Origin of the sequence: Salmonella sp. SAL04196, assembly GCF_046550835.1 — a bacterium.
Classification (GTDB): domain Bacteria; phylum Pseudomonadota; class Gammaproteobacteria; order Enterobacterales; family Enterobacteriaceae; genus Salmonella; species Salmonella enterica.
Genome location: NZ_JBGDXE010000001.1, coordinates 817,499 through 844,035, shown reverse-complemented (window position 1 = coordinate 844,035; position 26,537 = coordinate 817,499). Strand labels below are relative to the sequence as shown.

Genomic DNA, 26,537 nt, shown 5'->3' with positions numbered 1-26,537 from the left:
TAAATTGGCGTTCTGGCTCATCATGAGGCGGCAGGATGGATTGGGATCTCATTACTGAACGTAATATTCAGCTTTTTATTCAATTAGCAGGATTAGCTGAACGGCCTTTAGCAACCAATATGTTCTGGCGGCAAGGACAATATGAAACCTATCTAAACTATCATAACGGTCGTATTCACTTATGTCAGATACTCAAGCAAACCTTCTTAGACGAAGATCTGCTTTTTAAAGCCTTAACTCACTGGAAACCTGCAGCGTTCCTGGGTATTCCTCAGCGATTATTTTTGTTGCGCGATGGGCTTGCAATGAGCTGTTCTCCTCCTCTTTCCAGCTCCGCCGAGCTCTGGTTACGATTACATCATCGACAAATAAAATTTCTGGAGTCGCAATGCGTTCATGGTTAGGTGAGGGAATCAGGGCGCAACAGTGGCTCAGTGTATGCGCGGGTCGGCAGGATATGGTTCTGGCGACGGTGTTATTAATCGCTATTGTGATGATGCTGTTACCTTTACCGACCTGGATGGTTGATATCCTGATTACTATCAACCTTATGTTTTCAGTGATCCTGCTCTTAATTGCTATTTATCTTAGTGACCCTCTCGATTTATCGGTATTTCCGTCTTTATTACTTATTACTACATTATATCGTTTGTCACTCACAATCAGCACATCACGGCTGGTACTGTTACAACATAATGCCGGTAATATTGTGGATGCTTTCGGTAAGTTTGTCGTAGGAGGAAATCTCACCGTTGGGTTGGTCGTATTTACCATCATTACTATCGTGCAGTTTATTGTCATTACAAAAGGTATCGAGAGGGTGGCGGAAGTTAGCGCACGTTTCTCGCTTGATGGGATGCCAGGCAAACAAATGAGTATCGATGGCGATTTGCGTGCCGGAGTTATCGATGCAGACCATGCCCGTACATTAAGACAGCACGTCCAGCAGGAAAGCCGCTTTCTCGGTGCGATGGACGGTGCGATGAAATTTGTTAAAGGCGATACGATTGCCGGTATTATTGTTGTTCTGGTGAACATTATCGGCGGTATTATTATCGCTATCGTACAATATGATATGTCGATGAGTGAGGCTGTTCACACTTATAGCGTACTGTCAATCGGAGATGGTTTATGTGGGCAAATTCCATCGCTGCTGATTTCCCTTAGCGCGGGAATTATTGTCACCCGTGTTCCGGGTGAGAAACGCCAGAACCTGGCGACAGAGTTGAGTTCTCAAATTGCCAGACAACCTCAGTCGCTAATATTAACCGCTGTGGTTTTAATGCTCCTCGCCTTAATTCCCGGCTTTCCTTTTATCACTCTCGCTTTCTTTTCAGCGTTGTTAGCATTGCCAATTATCCTCATTCGTCGCAAAAAGTCTGTGGTTTCCGCAAATGGCGTCGAAGCGCCGGAAAAAGATAGTATGGTTCCCGGCGCATGTCCCCTAATCTTACGTCTTACCCCGACGTTACATTCTGCCGACCTGATTCGTGATATTGACGCCATGAGATGGTTTTTATTTGAGGATACCGGCGTTCCTCTCCCTGAGGTGAATATTGAGGTTTTGCCTGAACCCACCGAAAAATTGACGGTACTGCTATATCAGGAACCCGTATTTAGTTTATCTATTCCCGCCCAGGCGGATTATTTATTGATAGGCGCGGACGCCAGTGTGGTGGGTGATAGCCAGACGTTACCGAACGGGATGGGGCAGATCTGTTGGCTTACAAAAGACATGGCCCATAAGGCGCAAGGTTTTGGACTGGACGTTTTCGCGGGCAGCCAACGTATCTCTGCCTTATTAAAATGTGTCCTGCTTCGGCATATGGGAGAGTTTATTGGTGTTCAGGAAACGCGTTATCTAATGAATGCGATGGAAAAAAACTACTCTGAGCTGGTGAAAGAACTTCAGCGCCAGTTACCCATTAATAAAATCGCTGAAACTTTGCAGCGGCTTGTATCAGAGCGGGTTTCTATTAGAGATTTACGTCTTATTTTCGGCACCTTAATTGACTGGGCACCACGTGAAAAAGATGTCCTGATGTTGACAGAATATGTCCGTATCGCGCTTCGCCGTCATATTCTGCGTCGTCTTAATCCGGAAGGAAAACCGCTGCCGATTTTGCGGATCGGCGAAGGTATTGAGAACCTCGTGCGTGAATCCATTCGCCAGACGGCAATGGGGACCTATACTGCGCTGTCGTCTCGTCATAAGACGCAGATCCTGCAACTTATCGAGCAGGCGCTGAAGCAGTCAGCCAAATTATTCATTGTCACTTCTGTCGACACCCGACGTTTCTTGCGAAAAATTACAGAAGCCACCTTGTTCGACGTACCGATTTTGTCATGGCAGGAATTAGGAGAGGAGAGCCTTATACAAGTGGTAGAAAGTATTGACCTTAGCGAAGAGGAGTTGGCGGACAATGAAGAATGAATTGATGCAACGTCTGAGGCTGAAATATCCGCCCCCTGATGGTTATTGTCGATGGGGCCGAATTCAGGATGTCAGCGCAACGTTGTTAAATGCGTGGTTGCCTGGGGTATTTATGGGCGAGTTGTGCTGTATAAAGCCTGGAGAAGAACTTGCTGAAGTCGTGGGGATTAATGGCAGCAAAGCTTTGCTATCTCCTTTTACGAGTACTATCGGACTTCACTGCGGGCAGCAAGTGACGGCCTTAAGGCGACGCCATCAGGTTCCCGTGGGCGAAGCGTTATTAGGGCGAGTCATTGATGGCTTTGGTCGTCCCCTTGATGGCCGCGAACTGCCCGACGTCTGCTGGAAAGACTATGATGCAATGCCTCCTCCCGCAATGGTTCGACAGCCTATCACTCAACCATTAATGACGGGGATTCGCGCTATTGATAGCGTTGCGACCTGTGGCGAAGGGCAACGAGTGGGTATTTTTTCTGCTCCTGGCGTGGGGAAAAGCACGCTTCTGGCGATGCTGTGTAATGCTCCAGACGCAGACAGCAATGTTCTGGTGTTAATTGGTGAACGTGGACGAGAAGTCCGCGAGTTCATCGATTTTACACTGTCTGAAGAGACCCGAAAACGTTGTGTCATTGTTGTCGCAACTTCTGACAGACCCGCCTTAGAGCGCGTGAGGGCGCTGTTTGTGGCCACCACGATAGCAGAATTTTTTCGCGATAATGGAAAGCGAGTCGTCTTGCTTGCCGACTCACTGACGCGTTATGCCAGGGCCGCACGGGAAATCGCTCTGGCCGCCGGAGAGACCGCGGTTTCTGGAGAATATCCGCCAGGCGTATTTAGTGCATTGCCACGACTTTTAGAACGTACAGGAATGGGAGAAAAAGGCAGTATTACCGCATTTTATACGGTACTGGTGGAAGGCGATGATATGAATGAGCCGTTGGCGGATGAGGTCCGTTCACTGCTTGATGGACATATTGTGCTATCCCGACGGCTTGCAGAGAGGGGGCATTATCCTGCCATTGACGTGTTGGCAACGCTCAGCCGCGTTTTTCCAGTCGTTACCAGCCATGAGCATCGTCAACTGGCGGCGATATTGCGACGGCGCCTGGCGCTTTACCAGGAGGTTGAACTGTTAATACGCATTGGGGAATACCAGCGAGGAGTTGATACTGATACTGACAAAGCCATTGATACCTATCCGGATATTTGCACATTTTTGCGACAAAGTAAGGATGAAGTATGCGGACCCGAGCTACTTATAGAAAAATTACACCAAATACTCACCGAGTGATCATGGAAACTTTGCTGGAGATAATCGCGCGGCGTGAAAAGCAATTACGCGGCAAACTTACCGTACTTGATCAGCAGCAACAGGCGATTATTACGGAACAGCAGATTTGCCAGACGCGCGCTTTAGCAGTGACTACCAGACTGAAAGAATTAATGGGCTGGCAAGGTACGTTATCTTGTCATTTATTGTTGGATAAGAAACAACAAATGGCCGGGCTATTCACTCAGGCGCAGAGCTTTTTGACGCAACGGCAGCAGTTAGAAAATCAGTATCAGCAGCTTGTCTCCCGGCGAAGCGAATTACAGAAGAATTTTAATGCGCTTATGAAAAAGAAAGAAAAAATTACTATGGTATTAAGCGATGCGTATTACCAAAGTTGAGGGAAGTCTTGGGTTGCCATGCCAGTCTTATCAGGATGATAACGAGGCGGAGGCGGAACGTATGGACTTTGAACAACTCATGCACCAGGCATTACCCATTGGTGAGAATAATCCTCCTGCAGCATTGAATAAGAACGTGGTTTTCACGCAACGTTATCGTGTTAGTGGCGGTTATCTTGACGGTGTAGAGTGTGAAGTATGTGAATCAGGGGGGCTAATCCAGTTAAGAATCAATGTCCCTCATCATGAAATTTACCGTTCGATGAAAGCGCTAAAGCAGTGGCTGGAGTCTCAGTTGCTGCATATGGGGTATATAATTTCCCTGGAGATATTCTATGTTAAGAATAGCGAATGAAGAGCGTCCGTGGGTGGAGATACTTCCAACGCAAGGCGCTACCATTGGTGAGCTGACATTGAGTATGCAACAATATCCAGTACAGCAAGGGACATTATTTACCATAAATTATCATAATGAGCTGGGTAGGGTGTGGATTGCAGAACAATGCTGGCAGCGCTGGTGTGAAGGGTTAATTGGCACCGCTAATCGATCGGCTATCGATCCTGAATTGCTATATGGAATAGCTGAATGGGGGCTGGCGCCGTTATTGCAAGCCAGTGATGCCACCCTCTGTCAGAACGAACCGCCAACATCCTGCAGTAATCTACCACATCAGCTAGCGTTGCATATTAAATGGATAGTTGAAGAGCATGAGTTCCATAGCATTATTTTTACATGGCCAACGGGTTTTTTGCGCAATATAGTCGGAGAGCTTTCTGCTGAGCGTCAACAGATTTATCCTGCTCCTCCTATTGTAGTCCCTGTATATTTAGGCTGGTGCCAGCTTACATTAATTGAACTTGAGTCTATCGAAATCGGCATGGGCGTTCGGATTCATTGCTTTGGCGACATCAGACTCGGTTTTTTTGCTATTCAACTACCAGGGGGAATCTACGCAAGGGTATTGCTGACAGAGGATAACACGATGAAATTTGACGAATTAGTCCAGGATATCGAAACGCTACTTGCGTCAGGGAGCCCAATGTCAAAGAGTGACGGAACGTCTTCAGTCGAACTTGAGCAGATACCACAACAGGTGCTCTTTGAGATCGGACGTGCGAGTCTGGAAATTGGACAATTACGGCAACTTAAAACGGGGGACGTTTTGCCTGTAGGTGGATGTTTTGCGCCAGAGGTGACGATAAGAGTAAATGACCGTATTATTGGGCAAGGTGAGTTGATTGCCTGTGGCAATGAATTTATGGTGCGTATTACACGTTGGTATCTTTCCAAAAATACAGCGTAAACCTGATAAGAAAAATAATATGCGAACAATATAATAGCGTTCCAGGTCGTGTCATGAGAGATACAGTATGTCTTTACCCGATTCGCCTTTGCAACTGATTGGTATATTGTTTCTGCTTTCAATACTGCCTCTCATTATCGTCATGGGAACCTCTTTCCTTAAACTGGCGGTGGTGTTTTCGATTTTACGAAATGCACTGGGTATTCAACAAGTTCCCCCAAACATTGCACTGTATGGGCTTGCGCTTGTACTTTCCTTATTCATTATGGGGCCGACGCTATTAGCTGTAAAAGAGCGCTGGCATCCGGTTCAGGTCGCTGGCGCTCCTTTCTGGACGTCTGAGTGGGACAGTAAAGCATTAGCGCCTTATCGACAGTTTTTGCAAAAAAACTCTGAAGAGAAGGAAGCCAATTATTTTCGGAATTTGATAAAACGAACTTGGCCTGAAGACATAAAAAGAAAGATAAAACCTGATTCTTTGCTCATATTAATTCCGGCATTTACGGTGAGTCAGTTAACGCAGGCATTTCGGATTGGATTACTTATTTATCTTCCCTTTCTGGCTATTGACCTGCTTATTTCAAATATACTGCTGGCTATGGGAATGATGATGGTGTCGCCGATGACCATTTCATTACCGTTTAAGCTGCTAATATTTTTACTGGCAGGCGGTTGGGATCTGACACTGGCGCAATTGGTACAGAGCTTTTCATGAATGATTCTGAATTGACGCAATTTGTAACGCAACTTTTATGGATCGTCCTTTTTACGTCTATGCCGGTGGTGTTGGTGGCATCGGTAGTTGGTGTCATCGTAAGCCTTGTTCAGGCCTTGACTCAAATACAGGACCAAACGCTACAGTTCATGATTAAATTATTGGCAATTGCAATAACCTTAATGGTCAGCTACCCATGGCTTAGCGGTATCCTGTTGAATTATACCCGGCAGATAATGTTACGAATTGGAGAGCATGGTTGAATGACACAACAGTTAAATGAGTGGCTTATTGCATTGGCTGTGGCTTTTATTCGACCATTGAGCCTTTCTTTATTACTTCCCCTATTAAAAAGTGGCAGTTTAGGGGCCGCACTTTTACGTAATGGCGTGCTTATGTCACTTACCTTTCCGATATTACCAATCATTTACCAGCAGAAGATTATTATGCATATTGGTAAAGATTACAGTTGGTTAGGGTTAGTCACCGGAGAGGTGATTATTGGTTTTTTAATTGGGTTTTGTGCGGCGGTTCCCTTTTGGGCCGTTGATATGGCGGGGTTTCTGCTTGATACTTTACGTGGCGCGACAATGGGTACGATATTCAATTCTACAATGGAAGCTGAAACCTCACTTTTTGGCTTGCTTTTCAGCCAGTTTTTGTGTGTTATTTTCTTTATAAGCGGCGGCATGGAGTTTATATTAAACATTCTGTATGAGTCATACCAATATTTACCGCCAGGGCGTACTTTATTATTTGACCGGCAATTTTTAAAATATATCCAGGCAGAGTGGAGAACGCTTTATCAATTATGCATCAGCTTCTCTCTTCCTGCCATAATATGTATGGTATTAGCCGATCTGGCTTTAGGTCTTTTAAATCGGTCGGCACAACAATTGAATGTATTTTTCTTCTCAATGCCGCTCAAAAGTATATTAGTTTTACTAACGCTACTGATCTCATTCCCTTATGCTCTTCATCACTATTTGGTTGAAAGCGATAAATTTTATATTTATCTGAAAGACTGGTTCCCATCTGTATGAGCGAGAAAACAGAACAGCCTACAGAAAAGAAATTACGTGATGGCCGTAAGGAAGGGCAGGTCGTCAAAAGTATTGAAATAACATCATTATTTCAGCTGATTGCGCTTTATTTGTATTTTCATTTCTTTACTGAAAAGATGATTTTGATACTGATTGCGTCAATAACTTTCACATTACAATTAGTAAATAAACCATTTTCTTATGCATTAACGCAATTGACTCATGCTTTGATAGAGTCATTGACTTCTGCACTGCTGTTTCTGGGCGCAGGGGTAATAGTTGCTACTGTGGGTAGCGTGTTTCTTCAGGTGGGGGTGGTTATTGCCAGTAAGGCCATTGGTTTTAAAAGTGAGCATATAAATCCGGTAAGTAATTTTAAGCAGATATTCTCTTTACATAGCGTAGTGGAATTATGTAAATCCAGCCTAAAAGTTATCATGCTATCTCTTATCTTTGCCTTTTTCTTTTATTATTATGCCAGTACTTTTCGGGCGCTACCGTACTGTGGGTTAGCCTGTGGCCTGCTTGTAGTTTCTTCTTTAATAAAATGGTTATGGGTAGGGGTAATGGCTTTTTATATCGTCGTTGGCATACTGGACTATTCTTTTCAATATTATAAGATTAGAAAAGATCTAAAAATGAGTAAAGATGACGTAAAACAGGAGCATAAAGATCTGGAGGGAGACCCTCAAATGAAGACACGGCGTCGGGAAATGCAGAGTGAAATACAAAGTGGGAGTTTAGCTCAATCGGTTAAACAATCTGTTGCGGTAGTGCGTAATCCAACGCATATTGCGGTTTGTCTTGGCTATCATCCCACCGATATGCCAATACCACGCGTTCTGGAAAAAGGTAGTGATGCTCAAGCTAACTATATTGTTAACATCGCTGAACGCAACTGCATCCCCGTTGTTGAAAATGTTGAGCTGGCCCGCTCATTATTTTTTGAAGTGGAACGTGGAGATAAAATTCCTGAAACGTTATTTGAACCCGTTGCAGCCTTGTTACGTATGGTGATGAAGATAGATTATGCGCATTCTACCGAAACACCATAAATGCTTTTGGTATGCTTCTTCAGGCCACTGCGAAGGTTAAGAGGGGTAATACAGTATAGTGCAGCGCTTGACGATAAAGGTGAGAGACTGAAAATAATCGCTTTTAGCCTGGCACAAGCACCAGATAGCGTATTTTAAAATTACACAAGAAATGGATTGGTGCGTCTGAATGGACTCGAACCATCGACCCCCACCATGTCAAGGTGGTGCTCTAACCAACTGAGCTACAGACGCATTAAAATGATGGTGCGTTCAATTGGACTCGAACCAACGACCCCCACCATGTCAAGGTGGTGCTCTAACCAACTGAGCTATGAACGCAACGTTGTAGGTGACAACGGGGACGAATATTAGCGTCACAACTGCAATGAGGCAAGAGGGAAATCGCAATTTTCTTCCTGAAATCACCTGATTGCGGTGGAAATATGCAACATGTCGAGAAAATAGCCGCCATGCGACGGCTATCGTCGTATTATCGCGCAGCGCGCTGCAAAATGATGGCGGACGGCTGACGTTGTAGATAGCGCATCCGTAGCATCATTAACACCGCCGCCGAGGTCAGGCCGATGATGAACCCCATCCAGAAGCCCGCCGGTCCCATACGATCCACCACCAGATCCGTTAACGCCAGGATATAACCGCTGGGTAAACCTAACACCCAGTAGGCGGTAAAGGTGATAAAAAAGATGGAACGCGTATCTTTATAACCGCGCAGAATACCGCTGCCGATAACCTGTATAGAGTCGGAAATCTGATAAACCGCGGCGAGCAGCATTAATTGCGCGGCAAGCGCCACGACCTCGGGGTTGTCATTGTAGAGCAAAGCAATATGCTTACGCAGAGTAACGGTAAAGATCGCGGTAACCACAGCCATACAAATGCCGACGCCTAAACCGGTACGCGCTGCGGTTTGCGCATCCAGCGTCGAGCCCTGGCCCAGACGATAACCCACTCGAATCGTTACCGCCGCAGCCAGCGACATCGGCAGTACGAACATCAGCGAGCTAAAGTTAAGCGCAATCTGATGACCCGCGACATCCACAATACCTAATGGCGAAACCAGCAGCGCAACGACCGCAAACAACGTCACTTCAAAGAACAGCGCCAGCGCAATCGGCAACCCCAGTTGAATCAGGCGCTTCATGACGACGCTATCGGGTTTGCCAAAGCCTGTTTCATTACGAATATCACGCATTGAACGCGCGTGTTTAATGTAAGAAAGCATGGCGATAAACATCACCCAATAGACCGCCGCGGTCGCAACGCCGCAGCCGATACCGCCGAGTTCCGGCATACCAAAATGGCCATAGATAAAAATATAGTTCACCGGAATATTCACCAGCAGGCCCAAAAATCCCATCACCATACCCGGTTTGGTTTTGGCCAGACCTTCGCACTGGTTTCGCGCTACCTGGAAGAAAAGGTATCCTGGCGCGCCCCACAGTAGCGCGCGAAGATAACCCACGGCTTTATCAGCTAGCGCCGGATCAATATTATGCATGGAGCGGATAATGTATCCGGCATTCCACAGGACAATCATCACCAGCACGGAGACAAAGCCCGCCAGCCAGAACCCTTGTCGAACCTGATGCGCGATACGCTCACGACGGCCGGAGCCATTGAGTTGCGCAATCACGGGCGTCAAGGCCAGCAGTAAGCCGTGACCAAACAAAATGGCGGGAAGCCAGATAGAGGTGCCGATAGCGACGGCAGCCATGTCCGTAGCGCTATAGCCTCCTGCCATGACGGTATCGACGAATCCCATTGCGGTCTGTGCCACTTGCGCAAGGATCACCGGTATCGCTAACGCTAATAACTGACGCGCTTCACTGGTATACTTCTGCACGTATTCACCTTTTATTTTGTTGTTATATGAAAGACTAAAAAGCCGCCGTAGTGGCAGCCAAAAGAAATAGCAGGGGAAATTTCAGTCTATTGTAGCGGGGTATTACTATTTCTCCAGCGAAAAAACAGTTGTTAACGGCGCATTGCTGGCAAGCTGTTTTTCCACCTGCTATTGTGCTGAACAGTTCTGCTTTTATTTATTTCAGGAGTTGAAGATATGTTTACGGGGATCGTACAGGGTACCGCGAAACTGGTATCGATTGATGAAAAACCCAACTTTCGCACCCATGTGGTGACGTTACCGGACTACATGCTGGAGGGGCTGGAGACGGGGGCGTCGGTAGCGCATAACGGATGCTGTTTGACGGTGACTGAAATAAACGGCAACCAGATAAGTTTCGATCTGATGAAAGAAACGTTGCGCATCACCAATCTGGGCGCGTTGAGGGTAGGTGATGAGGTCAACGTAGAGCGCGCCGCCAAATTCAGCGATGAAATCGGTGGTCATCTGATGTCGGGGCATATTATTACGACGGCGGAGATCGCGAAAATCCTGACCTCCGAAAATAACCATCAGGTGTGGTTTAAAGTGCAGGATGCGTCCCTGATGAAGTATATCCTGTATAAAGGCTTTATCGGCGTCGACGGCATCAGTTTGACCGTCGGCGAGGTAACGCCAACGCGCTTCTGCGTGCATCTCATTCCGGAAACGCTGGAACGTACTACGCTTGGCAGAAAAAAACTGGGTGAGCGTGTGAATATCGAGATCGATCCGCAAACGCAGGCGGTTGTTGATACCGTAGAACGCGTACTGGCTGCACGAGAAAATGCGGTCAGAAATCAGGCCGACATTGGCTAACGGAAAATAAGATTCCCCCGCATGAAATACGGGGGAGATGATTAGCGAGGAACGCGCAGACCGTTTTCAACGCCGCGCGTAAATACCACCTGCCAAAGCTGGATATCACGCGCGCGAAACGCACCCGCGCAGGCGTTGAGATAATAGCTGAACATACGTTTAAAGCGCTCGTTATAATTGCCCGCAATCTCTGGCCAGGCATTGATAAAGCGCTCGTGCCACGCCATCAGAGTCGTGTCATAGTCGGCGCCAAAGTTATGCCAGTCTTCCATTACAAAGTGTGATTCGCTGGCCTCGGCGATTTGACGAACAGACGGCAAGCAACCGTTGGGGAAAATATACTTATTGATCCACGGATCGACATTATGATCGGTTTTTTTAGAACCAATAGTATGGAGCAGGAAAAGACCATCCGGTTTTAAATTCCTGTCAACAACCTCAAAATAGGTGTTGTAGTTTTTTGGCCCGACATGTTCGAACATACCGACGGAGACGATTCGGTCAAACTGATCGTTAAGGTCGCGATAATCTTCCAGGAGAATGGAGACATCCAGACCTTCGCAACGCGTCTGCGCCATTTTTTGTTGTTCAGCGGAGATCGTTACGCCCACCACGCTAACGCCATAATGGGTCGCCATATATTGCGACAGGCCGCCCCAGCCGCAGCCGATATCCAGCACACGCATCCCGGGTTGTAGCTGTAGCTTTTCGCAAATTAATTTCAGCTTGGCTTGCTGTGCCGCTTCCAGCGTATCGGCATCTTTCCAGTAGGCGCAAGAATATTGCATATAGGGATCGAGCATACGGGAAAAAAGGTCATTACCAAGATCGTAATGTTCCTTGCCGACAATCCAGGCGCGTTTTTTACTTTGTAGATTAATCAGACGCGCGCCGAGGATACGGAGCGTATCTTTAACATGGTGGGGGAGTTGATTTTCAAGACCGGCACGTAAGACTTTGCTGAAGAAAATATCCAGACGCTCGCATTCCCACCAGCCATCCATGTAACTCTCACCTAACCCCAACGATCCTTCCTGAAGGACGCGTTTAAAAAAATCGGGATTCTTAACACGAATGTCAGACGGGGCGGAACCATTAATTGTAATATCCGCGCGACTTAACAATTCGTTGGCGATTCGGTACCAGTTATCATCCGGTACGCTGACTTCTTCTATACACGATGAACTCATAGTTTCTCCATCACTGGACGGTGATCAGAACCTTAAAACAGCGTAGACGCTTTTTTGGCTTTGTGAGAAATCCCACGGGCAATTCCGTGAGCCAGTTATCCGACGTAGAACAGAGGAAGGGAGGAACCCTTGCCGAAAAGGCCATCCATGGTGAATCGGGAACGCTCCGGTTCCCGTTAATGCCTAATAATTATCGTAATATAAACAACCGTGAATCAGTATAGGCCGCAATTTTTGATGATTCAACCGAAAATTGTTAGCGTGCTAATTACCAGCGGTTAACAAGCTTTTAGTGAGACTTGTCGTGGGCGACATTGGCATGGTGAAATTCGGCCTCAGCGCACTCTGCATGAGACTGCATTTTGTAACCTAACGCCGCCAGAACAACGGTAGAGAGCATTACGCTGGTGGTGGTCAACAGCGGCGTGCTGATGAGCCATGAAACCACCAGGCTTGCCAGGAAACATAACCCCAGTTGCAGCGTATTTTGTAGCGCCGCAGCGCGCCCCGTGGCTTGAGGGAAAGGGCGTAACGCTTGCGCGACGACGATAGGGTAGATGGCGCCATTAGCAATCGCCATTACGCAGAAAGGAATCAGGATCTCCACCAGTGAGGCATTATTCAGAAGGCCCGCTCCCCAGGTGGCGATAACGCTCAGCGCGTACAGCCCTAACAGCCACGGAAGCAATTGGTAGCCCTGCCATTTTTGTAGCGCCGCGCGGCAACCATATCCGCCAATCAGAAAAGCGATGGTTTGCGGAACATAGCTCAGGCCAATTACTGCCGGGCTGTAACCCATCGCGCTGAGAATAAACGGGGACCCTGTTAGCCACGCAAAAAAGCTGGCGGAACAGGCGGCATAAATCAGCACATTACCGCGATAGGTTTTAGAGCGTAACAACGTCGCGAAAGTGAGTTTATCCTGTCCTTCGGTACGCGCTTTTACCGATGGTTTTAAACGCAGCGCCGGCAACATCAGCAACAACGTAATCACGAATAGGGTGGCGAAAATCGCCTGCCATGAGAAATGCGTCAGTATCCAGCTTCCCAGTAAGGGCGCAAGCGCCGGGGATAATCCCACCAGTGGCATGATAGTGGCGAAGATACGGTTAATTTTTTGCGAAGGATAATAATCGGTCACCAGCGCTTGCCAGATTACCGTTGCCGCGCAAACGCCGACGGCCTGCACAAAGCGCAGCGTCAGCAGTGCTGCCGCGCTTTCTACCCACAGCATCCCCAGACTTCCGAGCGCAAAGATAGATAACCCCAGCAGTAAAATCGGTTTACGGCCATAACGATCCGATAGCGGTCCCCAGAGGAGTTGCGCGACGGCAAAGCCAGCTAAAAACAGGCTGAGGCTGGCGCTGACCGCGGCGGCAGGCGTTTGTAAATCCGCCTGTATGGCGGCAAACGCGGGCAGGTACATGTCCGTAGCCAGAAATCCCAGCACGCTAAGGCCGGCTAACCAGACTAAAAAACCTTTTCCAGGTTGCATATTTGTTTCTCTTTCTTATCAGACAGACATTGTCGCAGAGTGTAGGGAGTGAAATTACGGTTGTGAAACGTTAATATTTGTCCAGTGAATTCAAAATTTTTGTAGGCAAATTATGTGGTCGGAATACTCGCTTGAAGTGGTTGACGCCGTGGCGCGCAATGGCAGTTTTAGCGCGGCGGCGCAGGAACTGCACCGTGTGCCTTCAGCAGTCAGTTACACCGTTCGTCAGCTAGAGGAGTGGCTGGCCGTACCGCTTTTTGTACGACGTCACCGTGATGTTGAACTGACGCCTGCTGGCGTCTGGTTTTTAAAAGAAGGGCGTTCTGTTATCAAAAAAATGCAGATCACTCGCCAACAGTGTCAGCAAATTGCTAATGGCTGGCGCGGGCAGTTAGCTATTGCGGTGGACAATATCGTCAGACCAGAACGTACCCGGCAGATGATCGTCGATTTCTATCGCCATTTTGACGATGTGGAACTGCTGGTTTTTCAGGAGGTGTTTAACGGCGTCTGGGACGCGCTCTCCGACGGGCGTGTCGAACTGGCGATTGGGGCGACGCAGGCGATTCCGGTAGGGGGGCGTTACGCTTTTCGGGATATGGGGACCCTGAGCTGGAGCTGCGTAGTGGCAAGCGATCACCCGCTGGCGTCGATGCCTGGGCCGTTAAGCGATGATACCCTGCGCAACTGGCCGTCGCTGGTCAGGGAAGACACTTCGCGAACCTTACCGAAACGGATTACCTGGCTGCTGGATAACCAAAAAAGGGTCGTCGTACCGGACTGGGAGTCATCGGCAACCTGCCTGTCGGCAGGACTATGCGTGGGAATGGTGCCGACGCATTTTGCCCGACAGTGGATAGACAGCGGAAAATGGGTGGCGCTGACGTTAGAGAATCCGTTTCCCGATGCGGCCTGTTGCGTGACGTGGCAGCAAAACGAGGCCTCGCCCGCGCTGGCATGGCTGCTGGACTATTTGGGCGATAGCGAAACGTTGAATCGGGAGTGGCTGCGGGAGCCAGAAGAGGCTCCCGACAGCGGGGATTAACGCCGATAGTCGCGGAACGGGCCGTCAGCGACTGAGCGACGCTCAACCAGGCGTGGATGAACTTCAATAGATTGTGACTCTTCACGCTTATTGACGATGCGATCCAATAGCATATTAAATGCGGTTTCGCCTAAAGAGTCTTTGGGCTGGTGAATCGTCGTCAGCGCCGGGGTAAAGAAACGGGCGTTACGCACATTGTCATAACCGATCACCGAAACATCCTGCGGTACGCGAAGCCCCATTTCGTCAGCCGCGCAAAGCGCGCCCATCGCCATAATATCGCCGCCGCAGAAAACGGCGGTAGGGCGATGTGACTGCGATAAAATTTGCTGCATCGCGTGGTAACCGGATTCCGGCTCGAAGTCGCCCTGAACAATCCAGTTGTCCGGCACGTTGATCAGCGCCTCCTCCATGGCTTTCATGAAGCCTGCCAGCCGGCCCGCGCCGGTGTTGCGCTCCAGCGGGCCGGGAATAACGCCAATATCCCGGTGGCCGCGCTCAACCAGATAACGACCCGCCATATAGCCGCCTGCAAAGGCGTTATCAATCACCGTGTCGGTAAAATCGGCCTTCGCCTCACCCCAGTCCATCACCACCATCGGAATATGGCGATACTCTTCCAGCATGGAAAGCAGAGGTTCTGGATACTCAGAACACATCACCAGCAGGCCATCCACGCGCTTTTGCGCCATCATGGACAGGTAGGCGCGCTGTTTTTCCAGGTTATTCCAGGCGTTGCCTAAAATCAGCGTATAGCCTTTCTGGAAACAGTTTTTTTCAACTGCCTCGATAATTTCGGCAAAATAGGCCGCTTCGCTGCTGGTCGCCAGTAAGCCTATCGACTTGGTATGGTTAACCTTCAGGCTACGTGCGACGGCGCTGGGAGAGTAGTGCAGCTCTTTAATTGCCGCCCAGACCGCGTTACGCGTTTCTTCAGCGACAAAACGCGTTTTGTTGATTACGTGTGATACAGTTGTAGTGGAAACGTTTGCCCGTTTCGCTACATCTTTAATTGTTGCCATTACATTTCACTCCAGACCCTCGCTAAGCTCCTGAGAAACGCCAGGTAAACGTTTGCCTACACACACCCTAATCGCAACATCAGGGTTGCGGCACGCCGGAAAAACGACACGGAACGTCAGGAAGGGGTCAATGGCCGTTACGCTAATTCAGTAAGCCTGGAATTTTGTCTGATCTTGAGGAAAAGGGGAAGCGTTAAAAACAGTTATCAATATAAAACATGAGAGATTTTTGTGCGGGAATGTGCAAAAATGCGCTATATCACTTTTTGTGTGGGAATAAAAAGGAGAAAACTTGATGAGTACCGACCTGAAATTTTCGTTGATTACTACGCTGATTGTTCTGGGCGTGATTGTCGCAGGTGGATTAACGGCCGCTCTGCACTGATTTCCTCTCTTCTGAGGGTGGGCGTCTCCTCTATTCTATCCCTCTCTAAAACGCAGAAGGCGTACCTTCTGCGTACTCAGACTTATGCGGCGAGATTTTTCGCAACAAATTCCCAGTTAACCAGCGCCCAGAAATGCTCCAGATAGTTTGGACGGGCGTTGCGGTAGTCGATGTAATACGCGTGTTCCCACACATCAACCGTCAGCAACGGCGTTGCATCCGTAGTCAGCGGCGTACCGGCATTTGAGGTAGAAACGATAGCCAGTTTGCCATCAGCGCTTTTTACCAGCCATGTCCATCCGGAACCAAAGTTTTTGATAGCGGCATCGGTGAACTGCGCTTTAAATTCCGCGAAGCTGCCAAAAGATGCCGCGATAGCATCAGCCAGTTTCCCGGTCGGTTCGCCGCCAGCGTTTGGCGCCAGGCAGTTCCAGTAGAAGGTGTGGTTCCATACCTGAGCGGCGTTATTAAAGATACCGCCTTCGGAGGCGCGCACGATCTCTTCCAGCGATTTGCCTTCAAACGCCGTGCCTTTGATCAAATTGTTAAGATTGGTCACGTAAGTCTGATGATGTTTGCCATAGTGATATTCCAGCGTCTCAGCAGAAATATGCGGCGCCAGAGCATCTTTGGCATACGGTAATGCAGGTAATTCGAACGACATTGCTTCTCTCCTTATTATTAATATTGCGCACGCACAATACCCCTGGTGCGCGTAAGGATAGGGTAGCAAATTGAGAGGTGGCGCAAAAGAAGAAGTTATCCTGTCGTTAAACGACAGGATAAAATATTAGCGAATTGTTTTAGGCGTCATCACCCGGCGGGCGCCGACATAATGACGCTGCCAGTACTCTTCGTTCAGTGAGGTGATCTTAATTTCCTGACCGCTGCGCGGGGACTGAATAAACTTACCGTTGCCGACATAGACGCCAACGTGATCGGCGGTGCCGCGCCCCTGCGTACGAAAGAACACCAGATCGCCGTTTTTCAACTCGCTACGCTCAATGGGCGCCGCGTCACGCAGGTGATACATCTCATTCGCCGTTCGGGGGATACGGATCTTCACTAAATCTTTATAGGCATAATACACCAGACCGCTGCAATCAAAACCGGTGCGCGGCGACGCGCCTCCCCAGTGATACGGTTTACCAATCTGATTCATGAGCTTGGACATCGCGGTTTTCGTCGCTTTTTGTACTTTTGCACGATGCGCATCGGCAATAGAGACCGGCAATGTTCCTTTCCCCTTCACGCAGTGCGGCTTACGGCCTTTACGCGTCGTGCATTTTTCCGTTACGTCGAGGGCGGCGATTGACGTGGGCGCGGTTCTGTTACGACGATGCGTCGTATGATGAGATTTCGTGGAGGCGGTGGTACGTTTTGGCGTAGAAGCGGAAGAAGAACGGCTGGTTTTTGAGGTTTTTTTTACGTTTTTTTTGTTGGTCTTACTGATCTTTTTCGTTGTGCTTTTCTTTTTATCTGCCGTTTTCGTGACATGAGAAACAGCAGGCGTCGCTTTGGCTTGCCTGGAAGCATGGGCCATTGGCGTAAAAGGGAGAGTAGTAAAAAGTAAAGCACAGAGCGTGATCGAGATTTTGTTTATCCGCGCCACTGAGCAATCCTCTGTTAAAGGCAGGCGATTCATGCCTGCGTATGATTTACAAAACCTGATAATTCTAATCTACAAAAGCACAGATTGGTAATTGCTTTTGGTTTCTGAAGCTGTGTTTCGTTAACAGATGTAAAAAAAATAGCAATTAATGCTAAACACGAACGCGTTATCTACAAATCACAGCGTGGCAACCCGCTTAAAAGATATTTTGTATACAACTTATTCCCGCAGACGGTAAAATAATAAGGCATGATGAAAATGTTATTTTCCGTTGCCAGCCTGACCCGTTACAATGACAGGCTTCAGTCGTAAAAGTAGTTTAAGGAAGCGAGACAATGAGCACCACTATCGAAAAAATTCAGCGCCAGATCGCTGAAAACCCGATTCTCCTGTATATGAAAGGTTCACCGAAACTGCCAAGCTGTGGTTTCTCTGCGCAGGCCGTTCAGGCGCTTTCAGCCTGCGGGGAACGTTTTGCCTATGTTGATATCCTGCAAAACCCGGATATTCGCGCTGAATTACCGAAATACGCCAACTGGCCGACATTCCCACAACTGTGGGTGGACGGCGAGCTGGTCGGCGGGTGTGATATTGTGATTGAAATGTATCAGCGTGGTGAGTTGCAGCAGCTTATTAAAGAAACTGCGGCAAAATATAAAACTCAGGAGCCGGACGCAGAGTAATCTGTGAAAGGAGAAAGCGACCTGTAAAGGTCGCTTTTTTACTGCCATCGTGAGCAAAAGCGGCGTCGTTAGCCACGTTATTTGTCCGTCGGCAAAGGTAACGGCCAGCCGCCCAGGCGCTTCCAGCGATTGACGATTTCACAAAACAGCACCGCTGTCCGCTCGGTATCATACAAAGCGGAATGGGCCTTTTCGCCGTCAAACTCCATACCTGCCGCCAGGCACGCTTTTGATAACACCGTTTGTCCCAGCGCCAGTCCGCTCAATGCCGCAGTATCAAAGGTGACGAACGGATGAAACGGGTTACGTTTCAGCGAGGCGCGCTCTGCGGCGGCCATCATAAAACTGTGATCAAAAGTGGCGTTATGCGCGACCATAATGGCGCGGCTACAACCGCTTTCTTTGATACCTTTACGCACCATTTTGAAAATAGCGTGTAGCGCCTCATATTCACTCACCGCGCCGCGTAGCGGGTTAGAGGGATCGATACCGTTAAACGCGAGCGCTTCCGGCTGTAAGTTGGCTCCAGCGAATGGCTCCACATGGAAATGCAGCGTCATGTCCGGCATCAGCCAGCCTTGTTCATCCATTTTCAGCGTGATGGCGGCGATTTCGAGCAGCGCATCGGTTTTAGCGTTAAATCCTGCAGTTTCAACGTCGATGACGACAGGATAAAAACCACGAAAACGGTCGCACAGACCGGAAAGTTGAGCGTTATCGGACATCTGAGTCTCTTAATACGAAAAAATGCAGCGCGTATTATGGCAAATTTTACGCCGGGATGCAGTAAAACAACGGGCGCAGTGACCTGCGCCCGGCGTGGGATCAGTTACCCAGACCGCGGCCTGCGTCTTTAGCTTCAATCAATTCGATTTTATAGCCATCCGGATCTTCAACGAAGGCGATGATGGTCGAACCGCCTTTTACCGGCCCCGCTTCACGGGTCACGTTGCCGCCGTTCTGACGAATGCGTTCACAGGCTTCAGCAGCATTGTCAACGCTCAGCGCGATATGCCCGTACGCATTACCCATGTCGTAGCTCTCAACGCCCCAGTTATAGGTTAGTTCGATGACCGCTTCTTCCGTTTCCGGACCATATCCCACAAAGGCCAGCGAGTATTTGTATTCCGGATTCTCACTGGTACGCAGCAATTTCATGCCCAGAACGTTAGTGTAAAAAGCGATGGAACGCTGCAAATCGCCGACGCGCAGCATAGTATGCAATAAACGCATTTTCGTTGTCCTTAAAATAGTCAAGATATTCAAAGTATAGCGGCGATGTGAGGCCGCTATCAATGAAATTACAGAGTAGGGTAGTCAGTGTAGCCTTCCGCGCCGCCGCCATAAAAACTTTCGGGACGCTGTGGATTGAGTTTCGCTTTACATTGCAGACGCGCTACCAGATCCGGGTTAGCGATGTAATCGCGACCAAACGCCACGGCGTCAATCAGCCCTTTTTCGATCAGATCTTCCGCTTTTTCTGGCGTATAGGCGCCAGCGCCGATGATGGGACCGTGGAAACGTGCGCGCACTTTTTCACGGAACGCGTCGCTGTACGGTTCGCCGCCCGCCCAGTCTGGTTCAGACATATGCAGATAAGCAATGCCGCGTTTGCCTAACGCTTCAATCAGATAAAGGGCGTCAGCCTCTTCATTCGGGCCGTTATCGACATTCTGGAAAGTGCCGACAGGAGAAAGGCGGATGCCGATACGGTCCGCGCCCCATTCCTTAATGCCGGCATCAACCACTTCCAGCACCAGACGGGCGCGATTCTCTACGCTGCCGCCGTACTGATCGGTACGGTGATTAGAAGACGGTGAGAGGAACTGGTGCAGCAGATAACCGTGCGCGGAGTGCAGCTCCACCAGATCGAAGCCTGCCTCTCGGGCATTGGCGATAGCCTGGCGGAAATCGTTGACGATCCCTGGAATCTCGTGAGTATCCAGCGCGCGCGGCGTGGAAGTCTCTACGCGGATGGCCTGGCCGTTTTCATCACGCAAAGAGGTGCGGGTTCCCGCATTGATAGCGGATGGCGCGACGGGCGCTTGTCCGCCTGGTTGCAGGCTGGCGTGTGAAATACGGCCCGTATGCCACAGTTGCACCGCCATATGGCCGCCCTGGGCATGGACTCCCTGAGTGATTTTTTTCCAGGCGGCGATCTGCTCATCGCTGTGTAATCCCGGTGCGCCGGCATAGCCTTTCGCCTGTGCGGAGATTTGTGTGGCTTCGCTGATGATCAATCCGGCGCTGGCGCGTTGACGGTAATATTCCGCCATTAACGGCGTAGGAATGTCGCCCGGTTCAATACTCCGCAAACGCGTCAAAGGCGCCATAAATACGCGATTTGTCGCCGTGATGGCACCCACCTTGAGGGGGGTAAACAATTTTGCTGATGACATAGTGGCTCCTGATATAAGTAGACCGGTCGTCTTGTAATAAAGGAAATAAAAACGCCTGTTACTGCTCAGGCGTTGCAATGATGGTCTTAACATGCGCCAACGCATTTTCCAGCGGCGCGGCGCTACGGGATATTTTGGCCTGCAAATTGGCGCCCAGCCACAGGGCATAAAGTACCTGCGCCTGTGGCAACGGCTGGCCGGTGAAATGTAAACAGTGGCTATTACGGCCATCTTCCAGCGCGCGTGCAAGCAGTGCCATGATCTCCTGCGCCCCTTTATCCATCGTAGAGCGCATATCCTCCGACAGATCGCAGACTTCCGCTGACAGTTTCACCGTCAGGCAACCGCTGATGGTGCCTTGCTGGCAAAACTGCTTTAACGTTTCCTGATACCAGGCGAGAAGACGATCGCGATGATTACCGGGACCGGAGGTGAAGTGCGCCGTAAGACGCTGATGATAGCAGGCGTAATGTCGTTCAAGCATGGCGACGCCGAAGGCTTCTTTCGAGCGAAAGTAGTGATAAAACGACCCTTTAGGCACCTGGGCGGTTTTGAGCAACTCGCTAAGCCCCATGCCGGTAAAACCCCGTTGCATACAAAGCTGCTCGCCGGTGGCCAGCAGATGTTCGCGGGTATCGTGTTCGGTTTGCTTATTCATGACAGGCAGTATAGTAGACCAGTCGGTCTACTGCAAGCAGAGTTGCCATAATGTCAGTTAGCGTCTTCAATAGTCATAAGCGCCAAACGTTGAGGAGGGGATGTGGCCGAGCAGTTGGAGTTTTTTCCTGTAGCAAGCCCATGTCGCGGTATCTGCCAGTCTGATGAGCGTGGCTTTTGTCGGGGATGTATGCGCAGCCGCGACGAACGGTTTAACTGGCAAAAAATGAGCGATGCCGAGAAACAAAATGTACTGCGGCTTTGTCGCCAGCGTTTCTTGCGTAAAATACGCGCAAATAAGCCTCTCCCATCGGAAGATCCTCAACAACCTTCACTCTTTTAAACGCAGAATTGCGTATACTCAACCTCATTATTCTCTATGAGGAATCTGTTATGGTTCAGCGTGTCACCATCGCTCCACAAGGCCCGGAGTTTTCGCGTTTTGTCATGGGTTATTGGCGTTTGATGGACTGGAATATGTCCGCGCGTCAGTTAGTGAGTTTTATCGAAGAACATCTGGATTTGGGCGTCACTACCGTTGACCATGCGGACATTTATGGCGGTTATCAGTGCGAAGCGGCGTTTGGCGAGGCGCTAACGCTGGTGCCGCATTTGCGGGAAAAACTGCAAATCGTTACCAAATGCGGTATTGCGACCACCGCCAGAGCGGAAAATAGGCTCGGTCATTATATTACCGATCGCCGCCATATTATTCTGAGCGCCGAACAGTCATTAAAAAATCTGGCGACAGATTATCTGGATATGTTGTTAATTCACCGTCCCGATCCGTTAATGGATGCGGATGACGTCGCCGAGGCGTTTCAACATCTACATCAAAGCGGCAAAGTGCGCCATTTTGGCGTTTCTAATTTTACGCCAGCGCAATTTACGTTGCTGCAATCGCGCCTGCCGTTCACCCTGGCGACCAATCAGGTGGAGATCTCGCCGGTTCATCAGCCTTTGTTGCTGGACGGCACATTAGATCAATTACAGCAACTGCGTATTCGTCCGATGGCCTGGTCATGTCTTGGCGGCGGTCGGCTGTTTAATGATGAGGCTTATCAGCCGTTGCGCCAGGAACTTTCCGTTATCGCGCAAGAACTCAACGCCAGTTCTATTGAACAGGTGGTCTATGCCTGGATTTTACGTTTGCCGTCGCAGCCGCTGCCGATTATTGGCTCGGGTAAAATCGAACGCGTACGCGCCGCACTAGAAGCGGAAACGCTGTCATTGTCGCGTCAACAGTGGTTCCGAATCCGCAAGGCGGCACTGGGTTATGACGTGCCGTAATCGCCAACTCGTTGACTTTCCGTTCATGTTTTCGCCAGTGGTTTACACTTAACAGACGACCACATGTAACGGAGGTTTTATGAAGCGATTAAGTTTAGCGATGGTGACGCTGCTGGCCTGTGCGGGTGCGCAGGCCGCCAGCGAGAAAGTAGAGATGAACCTGGTGACGGCGCAAGGCGTAGGACAGTCTATCGGCACCGTCGTCATCGATGAAACCGAAGGCGGCTTAAAATTTACCCCACACCTTAAAGCGTTACCGCCGGGCGAGCATGGTTTTCACATTCATGCCAACGGTAGCTGCCAGCCCGCGATTAAAGACGGCAAAGCAGTTGCCGCAGAGGCCGCTGGTGGTCATCTGGACCCACAAAATACCGGCAAGCATGAAGGACCGGAAGGCCAGGGGCATCTGGGCGACCTCCCGGTGTTAGTCGTTAATAATGATGGTATCGCCACCGAACCGGTTACTGCGCCGCGTCTGAAGTCTCTTGATGAAGTGAAAGATAAAGCGCTCATGATCCATGTGGGCGGCGATAACATGTCCGATCAGCCGAAACCGCTCGGCGGCGGCGGAATGCGTTACGCCTGCGGCGTCATTAAATAACCCGGAGACAGTGTTCCCTGCGCTGGAGCCTGTTCCAGCTGCGACAGCGAACAGTGTAAACGCCAGATAATCGCCGCCAGCTCATGCGCGGCGGGTTGATGATGATGTGCGAGCGTGTCGCAGATACGCTGTAATTCCTGTAGCGTGACGGCAAGCGGGCGTTGCTGCACGCCGCGCTCGCTCATCACATCACGCAGCAGGGATATACAAATATCCCGCACCCGGGAAAGCGGATCGGAACGCGACTCCCAGGCGCGCAGCTGCCACACCACATGCGAGCAGTTCAGCAGTACCACTCCCCAACGTAATAACCACCGGCGCGCCAGCGCATCCTGGCTATTGCTGAGCTGACTGACGTGATGATAGGTCAGCGATTCAAACTCGCTTTCGCTATGGGAAGGATGACGGCTAAGCTGATCGACGAAATCCCGGCGTAGCGCGCGGATATGGCGGCGACTTTTTACGGCATCGGAACCGGGGCGCAAAATCGCAAACGCCAGCCAGGAAATCGCGACGCCGACGATCTTGGCGGTATTATCGTTAAGGAAGTCGGCGAAGTCGTACACCGGCGGATTGGTCACGGCGATGAATGAGCCCATAAAAACGATAAGCTGCCCCCACAGTCCCGCCAGCTTAGGCATCTGCAGTTTAAGCAGTTGCATCGTGACGAACAGCGGAAAAAGGAAAAGCAAGAATTGCCACAGATCGGTGATTTGCACCATCAGGCCAAATTTCACCACGAAGCTGAATAAGGACAGCAGCACTAAAGTACGCATCAATAAGGAAAGCGACTTAAACGGCGTGGCGACGATGGAGTAGAGGACGCAACTGATCGCCGCCAGGGTTAATGCGCCGGGTCCTGATTCCCATTGCGCGCCAATACTCCAGGCGCCAATCACCGTGAGCGTGCAAAAGGTACGCACGCCGCTCCAGATGGCCTCTGCGTTATCCGTATGCCGCGCAAGGCCGGGAGTGCGGCGGATATGGATTTGATCCACCGGCGCGCCGCTTTCGATCAGATATAACTGACGGCTGCTGCGCAGATATAGCTGGCAAAAATAGCGTAATCGCTGCCAGAACGCGAGGTGACGATAATCCTGTTCATCCTGCGGGCGTAGCGGGGCAATAATCCGCGCCACGGTGTAGCTGTCCGCGCGCGGTTTCGCCAGCGCAGCTAAGAGTTGTTCAATAACTTCGCGGCTGTTTTCCGGCGGCGTCGGCCAGTTTAAAAGCATTCTACGCAGACTGGAGATCACGCTGGTTAGCCGTAATTGCTGGTGTAACAATGCATTTAGCAATGCATTCTGGCGGCGAAAACGGTAGTGACTCCAGAAGGCCTGAATACGCAGCAGGTTCATGGTCAGGATTTGCCCAATGACCCCCTCATGCGCGGAGCGGATGGCGTCGGTAGTCTCCGGCTGCCAAAGTAGACTGGCATGTTCCAGCAAGCGCGCATGCATGTTTTTCAACGCGGTGAGCAGGGCTGTGCCATCCGATGTGCTGGGCAGGATCATCATCATCATGCCGCCACAGAGGATGCCGACGATAACTTCACATACACGTGCCTGGGCGACATCCCACAACTGCGTGATTTCTACAATATTAACCATCGGGAACGCGATGATTGCCGCCGTGTAGCCGGACAACTGGAAAGCATAAGCGGCATTATTGGTAAAATGCGCGCAGGCCCAGGTACAAAAACCGATCCAGGCGGCCATGCTAAATAAGAACAACCAGGGTTCATTCAGCGTATGGCCGGCAATAATTAACGCGGCGGTCGCGCCGAGTAAACTCCCGGCAATACGCCCCAGACTTTTACTGATTACGCCGCCTACGGTCGGAAAGCTCACCACTGCGGCCGAAGTCATCGCCCAGTAGGGCTCATCCAGATTGAGATAATAAGCGAATGTCAGCGCGAGACACATAGCAATGGTATTGCGCAACGCGTAACGCCACTGGCCGGAGGTCGCTTTAAACCAGGGCGTATTTCGCAGGGCCGGCAGGGAGAGTTTCATTACCGCGGTCCAATGGCTACGCTGCAGGTAGTGCCGGAGACGAGCGTGATATCCTGCGGCAAAGCGTCAAATTCGATACGTACCGGTACGCGTTGCGCCAGACGTACCCACGGTACGTTGGGTTTGATATCGGGCACTAAACCGGAGTCGCTTTCCACGCTTTGGTCGTAAATAGCGCGCCCGATACTGCCAACGTGACCCTGTAACTTAATATTGCCACTATACAGTGTTATTAATGCAGGCTCACCTTCGCGGATATGGCGTAGTTTGGTTTCTTCGAAATATCCCATTACATAAAATGAATGGCTATCTACCAGGGCGAAAAGCGGCTTACCGGTACTGGCATAATCACCGGTACGCGTGGAAAGGTTGGTCACCCAGCCGGATACCGGCGCTTTTACTTCTGTCTGGCTAAGCTGCCACTGCGCCTGTTTTAACGTTGCCAGTGCGACATCTACGTTGGCCTGCATCGCTTTAACATTCAGATTGGCGCTATCCAGATCTTCAGCAGAGATGTAGTTACGCGATAAATGTCGACGTCGATCGGCTTCATTATTCGCTTTTGCCAGATCGGACTGCGCTTTGGCCAACTGCGCCTGCGCGTTAAGTTCTGCAATATGGAAGGGCGTTTTATCAATGACAAAGAGAACGTCCCCGGCGTTGACGAACTGATTATCTTTGATATTGAGTTGGGTAATGCTGCCAGAAACCTGCGGCGTTACGCTGACCTGTTCCGCGCGGATTTTACCATCGCGCGTCCACGGTGACTGCATATAGTAATTCCATAACCACCACGCGGCCAGAACGGCGACGACGGCGACAATGAGAGTAGAAAAATATTTTATTGTTTTTAACGACATATTTACCACGCGATCAGTAAAACGAGGCCCAGACATACGCAAAGCGTAAAGAGGGAGAGATCCATTAACAGGGGATGCCAGATTTCATCAGAGTATATCCGGTCACGCAGGAGTCGGTGAATAAACAACCAGATAACGAACCCAAGCGCAAAGGCTTTAAAGAATGGCGGAAAGTAAACAGATGCTCCCAACATGAGATCTTGTAAGGGCAATCCTGTGGCGTTGAGTATACACTTCACAAGCAATGTTCCTTTGCGTCAGACATCGATGCTTTGGTTTTAGCCAGAACCGAAGCTACAGGTGCCAGGTGCGCACTATGTCTGAAAAAATGTCTATTGGTAAGCAAATTTAGCAATA

At 49.9% G+C, this 26,537-nt stretch carries 30 protein-coding genes and 2 tRNA genes; 17 read left to right on the top strand and 15 right to left on the bottom strand.

Annotated elements, in window-relative coordinates:
- The first annotated feature begins 35 nt into the window (after positions 1 to 35).
- The 10 genes from ssaM to ssaU all read left to right on the top strand — a co-directional run bounded on the left by ssaM (position 36) and on the right by ssaU (position 8,222).
- Positions 36 to 404, top strand: a complete 369-nt coding sequence (gene ssaM, locus ACLJPE_RS04305) for an SPI-2 type III secretion system apparatus protein SsaM (RefSeq protein WP_000383697.1) — start codon at positions 36 to 38, stop codon at positions 402 to 404.
- Positions 389 to 2,434 carry an SPI-2 type III secretion system apparatus protein SsaV gene (gene ssaV, locus ACLJPE_RS04300; protein WP_001258221.1) on the top strand — a complete coding sequence of 682 codons (2,046 nt, stop codon included), beginning with the start codon at positions 389 to 391 and terminating at the stop codon, positions 2,432 to 2,434. The genes ssaM and ssaV overlap by 16 nt, the downstream gene beginning before the upstream one ends.
- A complete protein-coding gene (ssaN, locus tag ACLJPE_RS04295; protein ID WP_000787224.1) occupies positions 2,424 to 3,725 on the top strand; it encodes a SctN family type III secretion system ATPase SsaN in 1,302 nt (433 codons plus the stop codon). Before ssaV ends, ssaN begins: the two co-directional genes overlap by 11 nt.
- Positions 3,726 to 3,727: 2 nt before the next feature.
- Complete coding sequence (gene ssaO / locus ACLJPE_RS04290) at positions 3,728 to 4,105, top strand: SPI-2 type III secretion system apparatus protein SsaO (protein WP_000449092.1); 378 nt, start codon at positions 3,728 to 3,730, stop codon at positions 4,103 to 4,105.
- Positions 4,086 to 4,460, top strand: a complete 375-nt coding sequence (ssaP, locus tag ACLJPE_RS04285) for an SPI-2 type III secretion system apparatus protein SsaP (protein WP_001223304.1) — start codon at positions 4,086 to 4,088, stop codon at positions 4,458 to 4,460. The genes ssaO and ssaP overlap by 20 nt, the downstream gene beginning before the upstream one ends.
- Positions 4,441 to 5,409: an SPI-2 type III secretion system cytoplasmic ring protein SsaQ gene (gene ssaQ, locus ACLJPE_RS04280; protein ID WP_000944189.1), complete on the top strand. Its 969-nt coding sequence runs from the start codon at positions 4,441 to 4,443 to the stop codon at positions 5,407 to 5,409. Before ssaP ends, ssaQ begins: the two co-directional genes overlap by 20 nt.
- A gap of 67 nt (positions 5,410 to 5,476) precedes the next feature.
- Positions 5,477 to 6,124 carry an SPI-2 type III secretion system export apparatus protein SsaR gene (ssaR, locus tag ACLJPE_RS04275; RefSeq protein WP_000056367.1) on the top strand — a complete coding sequence of 216 codons (648 nt, stop codon included), beginning with the start codon at positions 5,477 to 5,479 and terminating at the stop codon, positions 6,122 to 6,124.
- Positions 6,121 to 6,387: an SPI-2 type III secretion system apparatus protein SsaS gene (ssas, locus tag ACLJPE_RS04270; RefSeq protein WP_000999982.1), complete on the top strand. Its 267-nt coding sequence runs from the start codon at positions 6,121 to 6,123 to the stop codon at positions 6,385 to 6,387. Before ssaR ends, ssas begins: the two co-directional genes overlap by 4 nt.
- Complete coding sequence (ssaT, locus tag ACLJPE_RS04265; RefSeq protein ID WP_000193733.1) at positions 6,388 to 7,167, top strand: SPI-2 type III secretion system apparatus protein SsaT; 780 nt, start codon at positions 6,388 to 6,390, stop codon at positions 7,165 to 7,167. It begins immediately after the preceding gene.
- On the top strand, positions 7,164 to 8,222 hold the full coding sequence (gene ssaU / locus ACLJPE_RS04260) for an SPI-2 type III secretion system apparatus protein SsaU (RefSeq protein ID WP_001291707.1): 1,059 nt from the start codon (positions 7,164 to 7,166) through the stop codon (positions 8,220 to 8,222). The genes ssaT and ssaU overlap by 4 nt, the downstream gene beginning before the upstream one ends.
- Before the next feature lie 157 nt (positions 8,223 to 8,379).
- Here the strand turns inward: ssaU and ACLJPE_RS04255 are convergent.
- The 3 genes from ACLJPE_RS04255 to mdtK all read right to left on the bottom strand — a co-directional run bounded on the left by ACLJPE_RS04255 (position 8,380) and on the right by mdtK (position 10,068).
- Positions 8,380 to 8,456: transfer RNA gene (locus tag ACLJPE_RS04255), tRNA-Val, on the bottom strand.
- A 10-nt stretch (positions 8,457 to 8,466) separates the two neighbouring features.
- Positions 8,467 to 8,543, bottom strand: a tRNA-Val gene (locus tag ACLJPE_RS04250).
- 151 nt (positions 8,544 to 8,694) lie between these two features.
- Positions 8,695 to 10,068 (bottom strand): multidrug efflux MATE transporter MdtK, encoded by a 1,374-nt coding sequence (gene mdtK, locus ACLJPE_RS04245; protein WP_001175081.1) that lies wholly within the window; start codon positions 10,066 to 10,068, stop codon positions 8,695 to 8,697.
- Positions 10,069 to 10,284: 216 nt separating this feature from the next.
- Between mdtK and ACLJPE_RS04240 the strand changes: the two genes are divergently transcribed.
- A complete protein-coding gene (locus ACLJPE_RS04240) occupies positions 10,285 to 10,926 on the top strand; it encodes a riboflavin synthase (RefSeq protein WP_000493971.1) in 642 nt (213 codons plus the stop codon).
- 41 nt (positions 10,927 to 10,967) lie between these two features.
- Here the strand turns inward: ACLJPE_RS04240 and cfa are convergent, their stop codons facing one another.
- Together cfa and punC are read right to left on the bottom strand one after the other, a co-directional pair.
- Positions 10,968 to 12,116 carry a cyclopropane fatty acyl phospholipid synthase gene (cfa, locus tag ACLJPE_RS04235; RefSeq protein WP_000098879.1) on the bottom strand — a complete coding sequence of 383 codons (1,149 nt, stop codon included), beginning with the start codon at positions 12,114 to 12,116 and terminating at the stop codon, positions 10,968 to 10,970.
- 289 nt (positions 12,117 to 12,405) lie between these two features.
- Entirely contained in the window at positions 12,406 to 13,611 is a 1,206-nt protein-coding gene (gene punC, locus ACLJPE_RS04230; RefSeq protein WP_001182317.1) for a purine nucleoside transporter PunC, read from the bottom strand.
- A 112-nt stretch (positions 13,612 to 13,723) separates the two neighbouring features.
- Here punC and punR point away from each other — a divergent pair, with 112 nt between their 5' ends.
- Positions 13,724 to 14,656 (top strand): DNA-binding transcriptional activator PunR, encoded by a 933-nt coding sequence (punR, locus tag ACLJPE_RS04225; RefSeq protein WP_000269523.1) that lies wholly within the window; start codon positions 13,724 to 13,726, stop codon positions 14,654 to 14,656.
- On the opposite strand, the gene purR is transcribed toward punR, so the two are convergent.
- Positions 14,653 to 15,678 (bottom strand): HTH-type transcriptional repressor PurR, encoded by a 1,026-nt coding sequence (gene purR / locus ACLJPE_RS04220; protein ID WP_000190992.1) that lies wholly within the window; start codon positions 15,676 to 15,678, stop codon positions 14,653 to 14,655. The two genes, punR and purR, sit on opposite strands and share 4 nt — an antisense overlap.
- A 295-nt stretch (positions 15,679 to 15,973) precedes the next feature.
- On the opposite strand from purR, the gene ACLJPE_RS04215 reads away from it, so the two are divergent.
- The gene (locus ACLJPE_RS04215; RefSeq protein ID WP_000102277.1) at positions 15,974 to 16,063 is read left to right on the top strand and encodes a YnhF family membrane protein; all 90 of its coding nucleotides are present in this window, start codon (positions 15,974 to 15,976) and stop codon (positions 16,061 to 16,063) included.
- Positions 16,064 to 16,145: 82 nt separating this feature from the next.
- Here ACLJPE_RS04215 and sodB read toward each other — a convergent pair whose 3' ends face one another.
- Positions 16,146 to 16,727 carry a superoxide dismutase [Fe] gene (gene sodB / locus ACLJPE_RS04210; RefSeq protein WP_000007294.1) on the bottom strand — a complete coding sequence of 194 codons (582 nt, stop codon included), beginning with the start codon at positions 16,725 to 16,727 and terminating at the stop codon, positions 16,146 to 16,148.
- 126 nt (positions 16,728 to 16,853) lie between these two features.
- On the bottom strand, positions 16,854 to 17,675 hold the full coding sequence (locus ACLJPE_RS04205) for a C40 family peptidase (protein WP_001552090.1): 822 nt from the start codon (positions 17,673 to 17,675) through the stop codon (positions 16,854 to 16,856).
- A gap of 335 nt (positions 17,676 to 18,010) precedes the next feature.
- Between ACLJPE_RS04205 and grxD the strand changes: the two genes are divergently transcribed.
- Positions 18,011 to 18,358 (top strand): monothiol glutaredoxin 4, encoded by a 348-nt coding sequence (gene grxD / locus ACLJPE_RS04200; RefSeq protein WP_000108176.1) that lies wholly within the window; start codon positions 18,011 to 18,013, stop codon positions 18,356 to 18,358.
- 77 nt (positions 18,359 to 18,435) lie between these two features.
- Here grxD and rnt read toward each other — a convergent pair whose 3' ends face one another.
- From rnt to ACLJPE_RS04180, 4 genes are all read right to left on the bottom strand, one after another.
- Entirely contained in the window at positions 18,436 to 19,083 is a 648-nt protein-coding gene (rnt, locus tag ACLJPE_RS04195) for a ribonuclease T (RefSeq protein ID WP_001282270.1), read from the bottom strand.
- Between the two features lie 100 nt (positions 19,084 to 19,183).
- A complete protein-coding gene (gloA, locus tag ACLJPE_RS04190; protein WP_001237787.1) occupies positions 19,184 to 19,591 on the bottom strand; it encodes a lactoylglutathione lyase in 408 nt (135 codons plus the stop codon).
- Positions 19,592 to 19,659: 68 nt separating this feature from the next.
- Positions 19,660 to 20,757: an alkene reductase gene (locus ACLJPE_RS04185; protein WP_000092927.1), complete on the bottom strand. Its 1,098-nt coding sequence runs from the start codon at positions 20,755 to 20,757 to the stop codon at positions 19,660 to 19,662.
- A 58-nt stretch (positions 20,758 to 20,815) separates the two neighbouring features.
- Complete coding sequence (locus ACLJPE_RS04180; RefSeq protein WP_001041827.1) at positions 20,816 to 21,415, bottom strand: TetR/AcrR family transcriptional regulator; 600 nt, start codon at positions 21,413 to 21,415, stop codon at positions 20,816 to 20,818.
- A 102-nt stretch (positions 21,416 to 21,517) separates the two neighbouring features.
- Between ACLJPE_RS04180 and ACLJPE_RS04175 the strand changes: the two genes are divergently transcribed.
- The 3 genes from ACLJPE_RS04175 (at position 21,518) to sodC2 (ending at position 23,305) form a co-directional block, all read left to right on the top strand.
- A complete protein-coding gene (locus ACLJPE_RS04175; protein WP_001538148.1) occupies positions 21,518 to 21,757 on the top strand; it encodes a DUF1289 domain-containing protein in 240 nt (79 codons plus the stop codon).
- A gap of 50 nt (positions 21,758 to 21,807) precedes the next feature.
- The gene (locus ACLJPE_RS04170) at positions 21,808 to 22,704 is read left to right on the top strand and encodes an aldo/keto reductase family oxidoreductase (protein ID WP_020898737.1); all 897 of its coding nucleotides are present in this window, start codon (positions 21,808 to 21,810) and stop codon (positions 22,702 to 22,704) included.
- A gap of 79 nt (positions 22,705 to 22,783) precedes the next feature.
- The gene (gene sodC2 / locus ACLJPE_RS04165; protein ID WP_000826820.1) at positions 22,784 to 23,305 is read left to right on the top strand and encodes a superoxide dismutase [Cu-Zn] SodC2; all 522 of its coding nucleotides are present in this window, start codon (positions 22,784 to 22,786) and stop codon (positions 23,303 to 23,305) included.
- Here the strand turns inward: sodC2 and ACLJPE_RS04160 are convergent.
- The 3 genes from ACLJPE_RS04160 to ACLJPE_RS04150 are packed head-to-tail and all read right to left on the bottom strand — an operon-like array spanning position 23,281 to position 26,419.
- A complete protein-coding gene (locus ACLJPE_RS04160) occupies positions 23,281 to 25,320 on the bottom strand; it encodes an FUSC family protein (RefSeq protein WP_023212225.1) in 2,040 nt (679 codons plus the stop codon). The two genes, sodC2 and ACLJPE_RS04160, sit on opposite strands and share 25 nt — an antisense overlap.
- Positions 25,320 to 26,180, bottom strand: coding sequence for an HlyD family secretion protein (locus ACLJPE_RS04155; protein ID WP_023212224.1), 861 nt, complete (start codon positions 26,178 to 26,180; stop codon positions 25,320 to 25,322). Before ACLJPE_RS04155 ends, ACLJPE_RS04160 begins: the two co-directional genes overlap by 1 nt.
- A gap of 2 nt (positions 26,181 to 26,182) precedes the next feature.
- Entirely contained in the window at positions 26,183 to 26,419 is a 237-nt protein-coding gene (locus ACLJPE_RS04150; protein ID WP_000649755.1) for a DUF1656 domain-containing protein, read from the bottom strand.
- Positions 26,420 to 26,537 lie beyond the last annotated feature (118 nt).

Excerpts from the sequence above, each read along its gene's own strand:
- ssaM (WP_000383697.1), top strand. The coding sequence starts at position 36 with ATGGATTGGGATCTCATTACTGAACGTAATATTCAGCTTTTTATTCAA.
- ssaV (WP_001258221.1), top strand. The coding sequence starts at position 389 with ATGCGTTCATGGTTAGGTGAGGGAATCAGGGCGCAACAGTGGCTCAGT.
- ssaN (WP_000787224.1), top strand. The coding sequence starts at position 2,424 with ATGAAGAATGAATTGATGCAACGTCTGAGGCTGAAATATCCGCCCCCT.
- ssaO (WP_000449092.1), top strand. The coding sequence starts at position 3,728 with ATGGAAACTTTGCTGGAGATAATCGCGCGGCGTGAAAAGCAATTACGC.
- ssaP (WP_001223304.1), top strand. The coding sequence starts at position 4,086 with ATGCGTATTACCAAAGTTGAGGGAAGTCTTGGGTTGCCATGCCAGTCT.
- ssaQ (WP_000944189.1), top strand. The coding sequence starts at position 4,441 with ATGTTAAGAATAGCGAATGAAGAGCGTCCGTGGGTGGAGATACTTCCA.
- ssaR (WP_000056367.1), top strand. The coding sequence starts at position 5,477 with ATGTCTTTACCCGATTCGCCTTTGCAACTGATTGGTATATTGTTTCTG.
- ssas (WP_000999982.1), top strand. The coding sequence starts at position 6,121 with ATGAATGATTCTGAATTGACGCAATTTGTAACGCAACTTTTATGGATC.
- ssaT (WP_000193733.1), top strand. The coding sequence starts at position 6,388 with ATGACACAACAGTTAAATGAGTGGCTTATTGCATTGGCTGTGGCTTTT.
- ssaU (WP_001291707.1), top strand. The coding sequence starts at position 7,164 with ATGAGCGAGAAAACAGAACAGCCTACAGAAAAGAAATTACGTGATGGC.
- ACLJPE_RS04240 (WP_000493971.1), top strand. The coding sequence starts at position 10,285 with ATGTTTACGGGGATCGTACAGGGTACCGCGAAACTGGTATCGATTGAT.
- cfa (WP_000098879.1), bottom strand. The coding sequence starts at position 12,116 with ATGAGTTCATCGTGTATAGAAGAAGTCAGCGTACCGGATGATAACTGG.
- punC (WP_001182317.1), bottom strand. The coding sequence starts at position 13,611 with ATGCAACCTGGAAAAGGTTTTTTAGTCTGGTTAGCCGGCCTTAGCGTG.
- punR (WP_000269523.1), top strand. The coding sequence starts at position 13,724 with ATGTGGTCGGAATACTCGCTTGAAGTGGTTGACGCCGTGGCGCGCAAT.
- purR (WP_000190992.1), bottom strand. The coding sequence starts at position 15,678 with ATGGCAACAATTAAAGATGTAGCGAAACGGGCAAACGTTTCCACTACA.
- ACLJPE_RS04215 (WP_000102277.1), top strand. The coding sequence starts at position 15,974 with ATGAGTACCGACCTGAAATTTTCGTTGATTACTACGCTGATTGTTCTG.
- sodB (WP_000007294.1), bottom strand. The coding sequence starts at position 16,727 with ATGTCGTTCGAATTACCTGCATTACCGTATGCCAAAGATGCTCTGGCG.
- grxD (WP_000108176.1), top strand. The coding sequence starts at position 18,011 with ATGAGCACCACTATCGAAAAAATTCAGCGCCAGATCGCTGAAAACCCG.
- rnt (WP_001282270.1), bottom strand. The coding sequence starts at position 19,083 with ATGTCCGATAACGCTCAACTTTCCGGTCTGTGCGACCGTTTTCGTGGT.
- gloA (WP_001237787.1), bottom strand. The coding sequence starts at position 19,591 with ATGCGTTTATTGCATACTATGCTGCGCGTCGGCGATTTGCAGCGTTCC.
- ACLJPE_RS04185 (WP_000092927.1), bottom strand. The coding sequence starts at position 20,757 with ATGTCATCAGCAAAATTGTTTACCCCCCTCAAGGTGGGTGCCATCACG.
- ACLJPE_RS04180 (WP_001041827.1), bottom strand. The coding sequence starts at position 21,415 with ATGAATAAGCAAACCGAACACGATACCCGCGAACATCTGCTGGCCACC.
- ACLJPE_RS04170 (WP_020898737.1), top strand. The coding sequence starts at position 21,808 with ATGGTTCAGCGTGTCACCATCGCTCCACAAGGCCCGGAGTTTTCGCGT.
- sodC2 (WP_000826820.1), top strand. The coding sequence starts at position 22,784 with ATGAAGCGATTAAGTTTAGCGATGGTGACGCTGCTGGCCTGTGCGGGT.
- ACLJPE_RS04160 (WP_023212225.1), bottom strand. The coding sequence starts at position 25,320 with ATGAAACTCTCCCTGCCGGCCCTGCGAAATACGCCCTGGTTTAAAGCG.
- ACLJPE_RS04155 (WP_023212224.1), bottom strand. The coding sequence starts at position 26,180 with ATGTCGTTAAAAACAATAAAATATTTTTCTACTCTCATTGTCGCCGTC.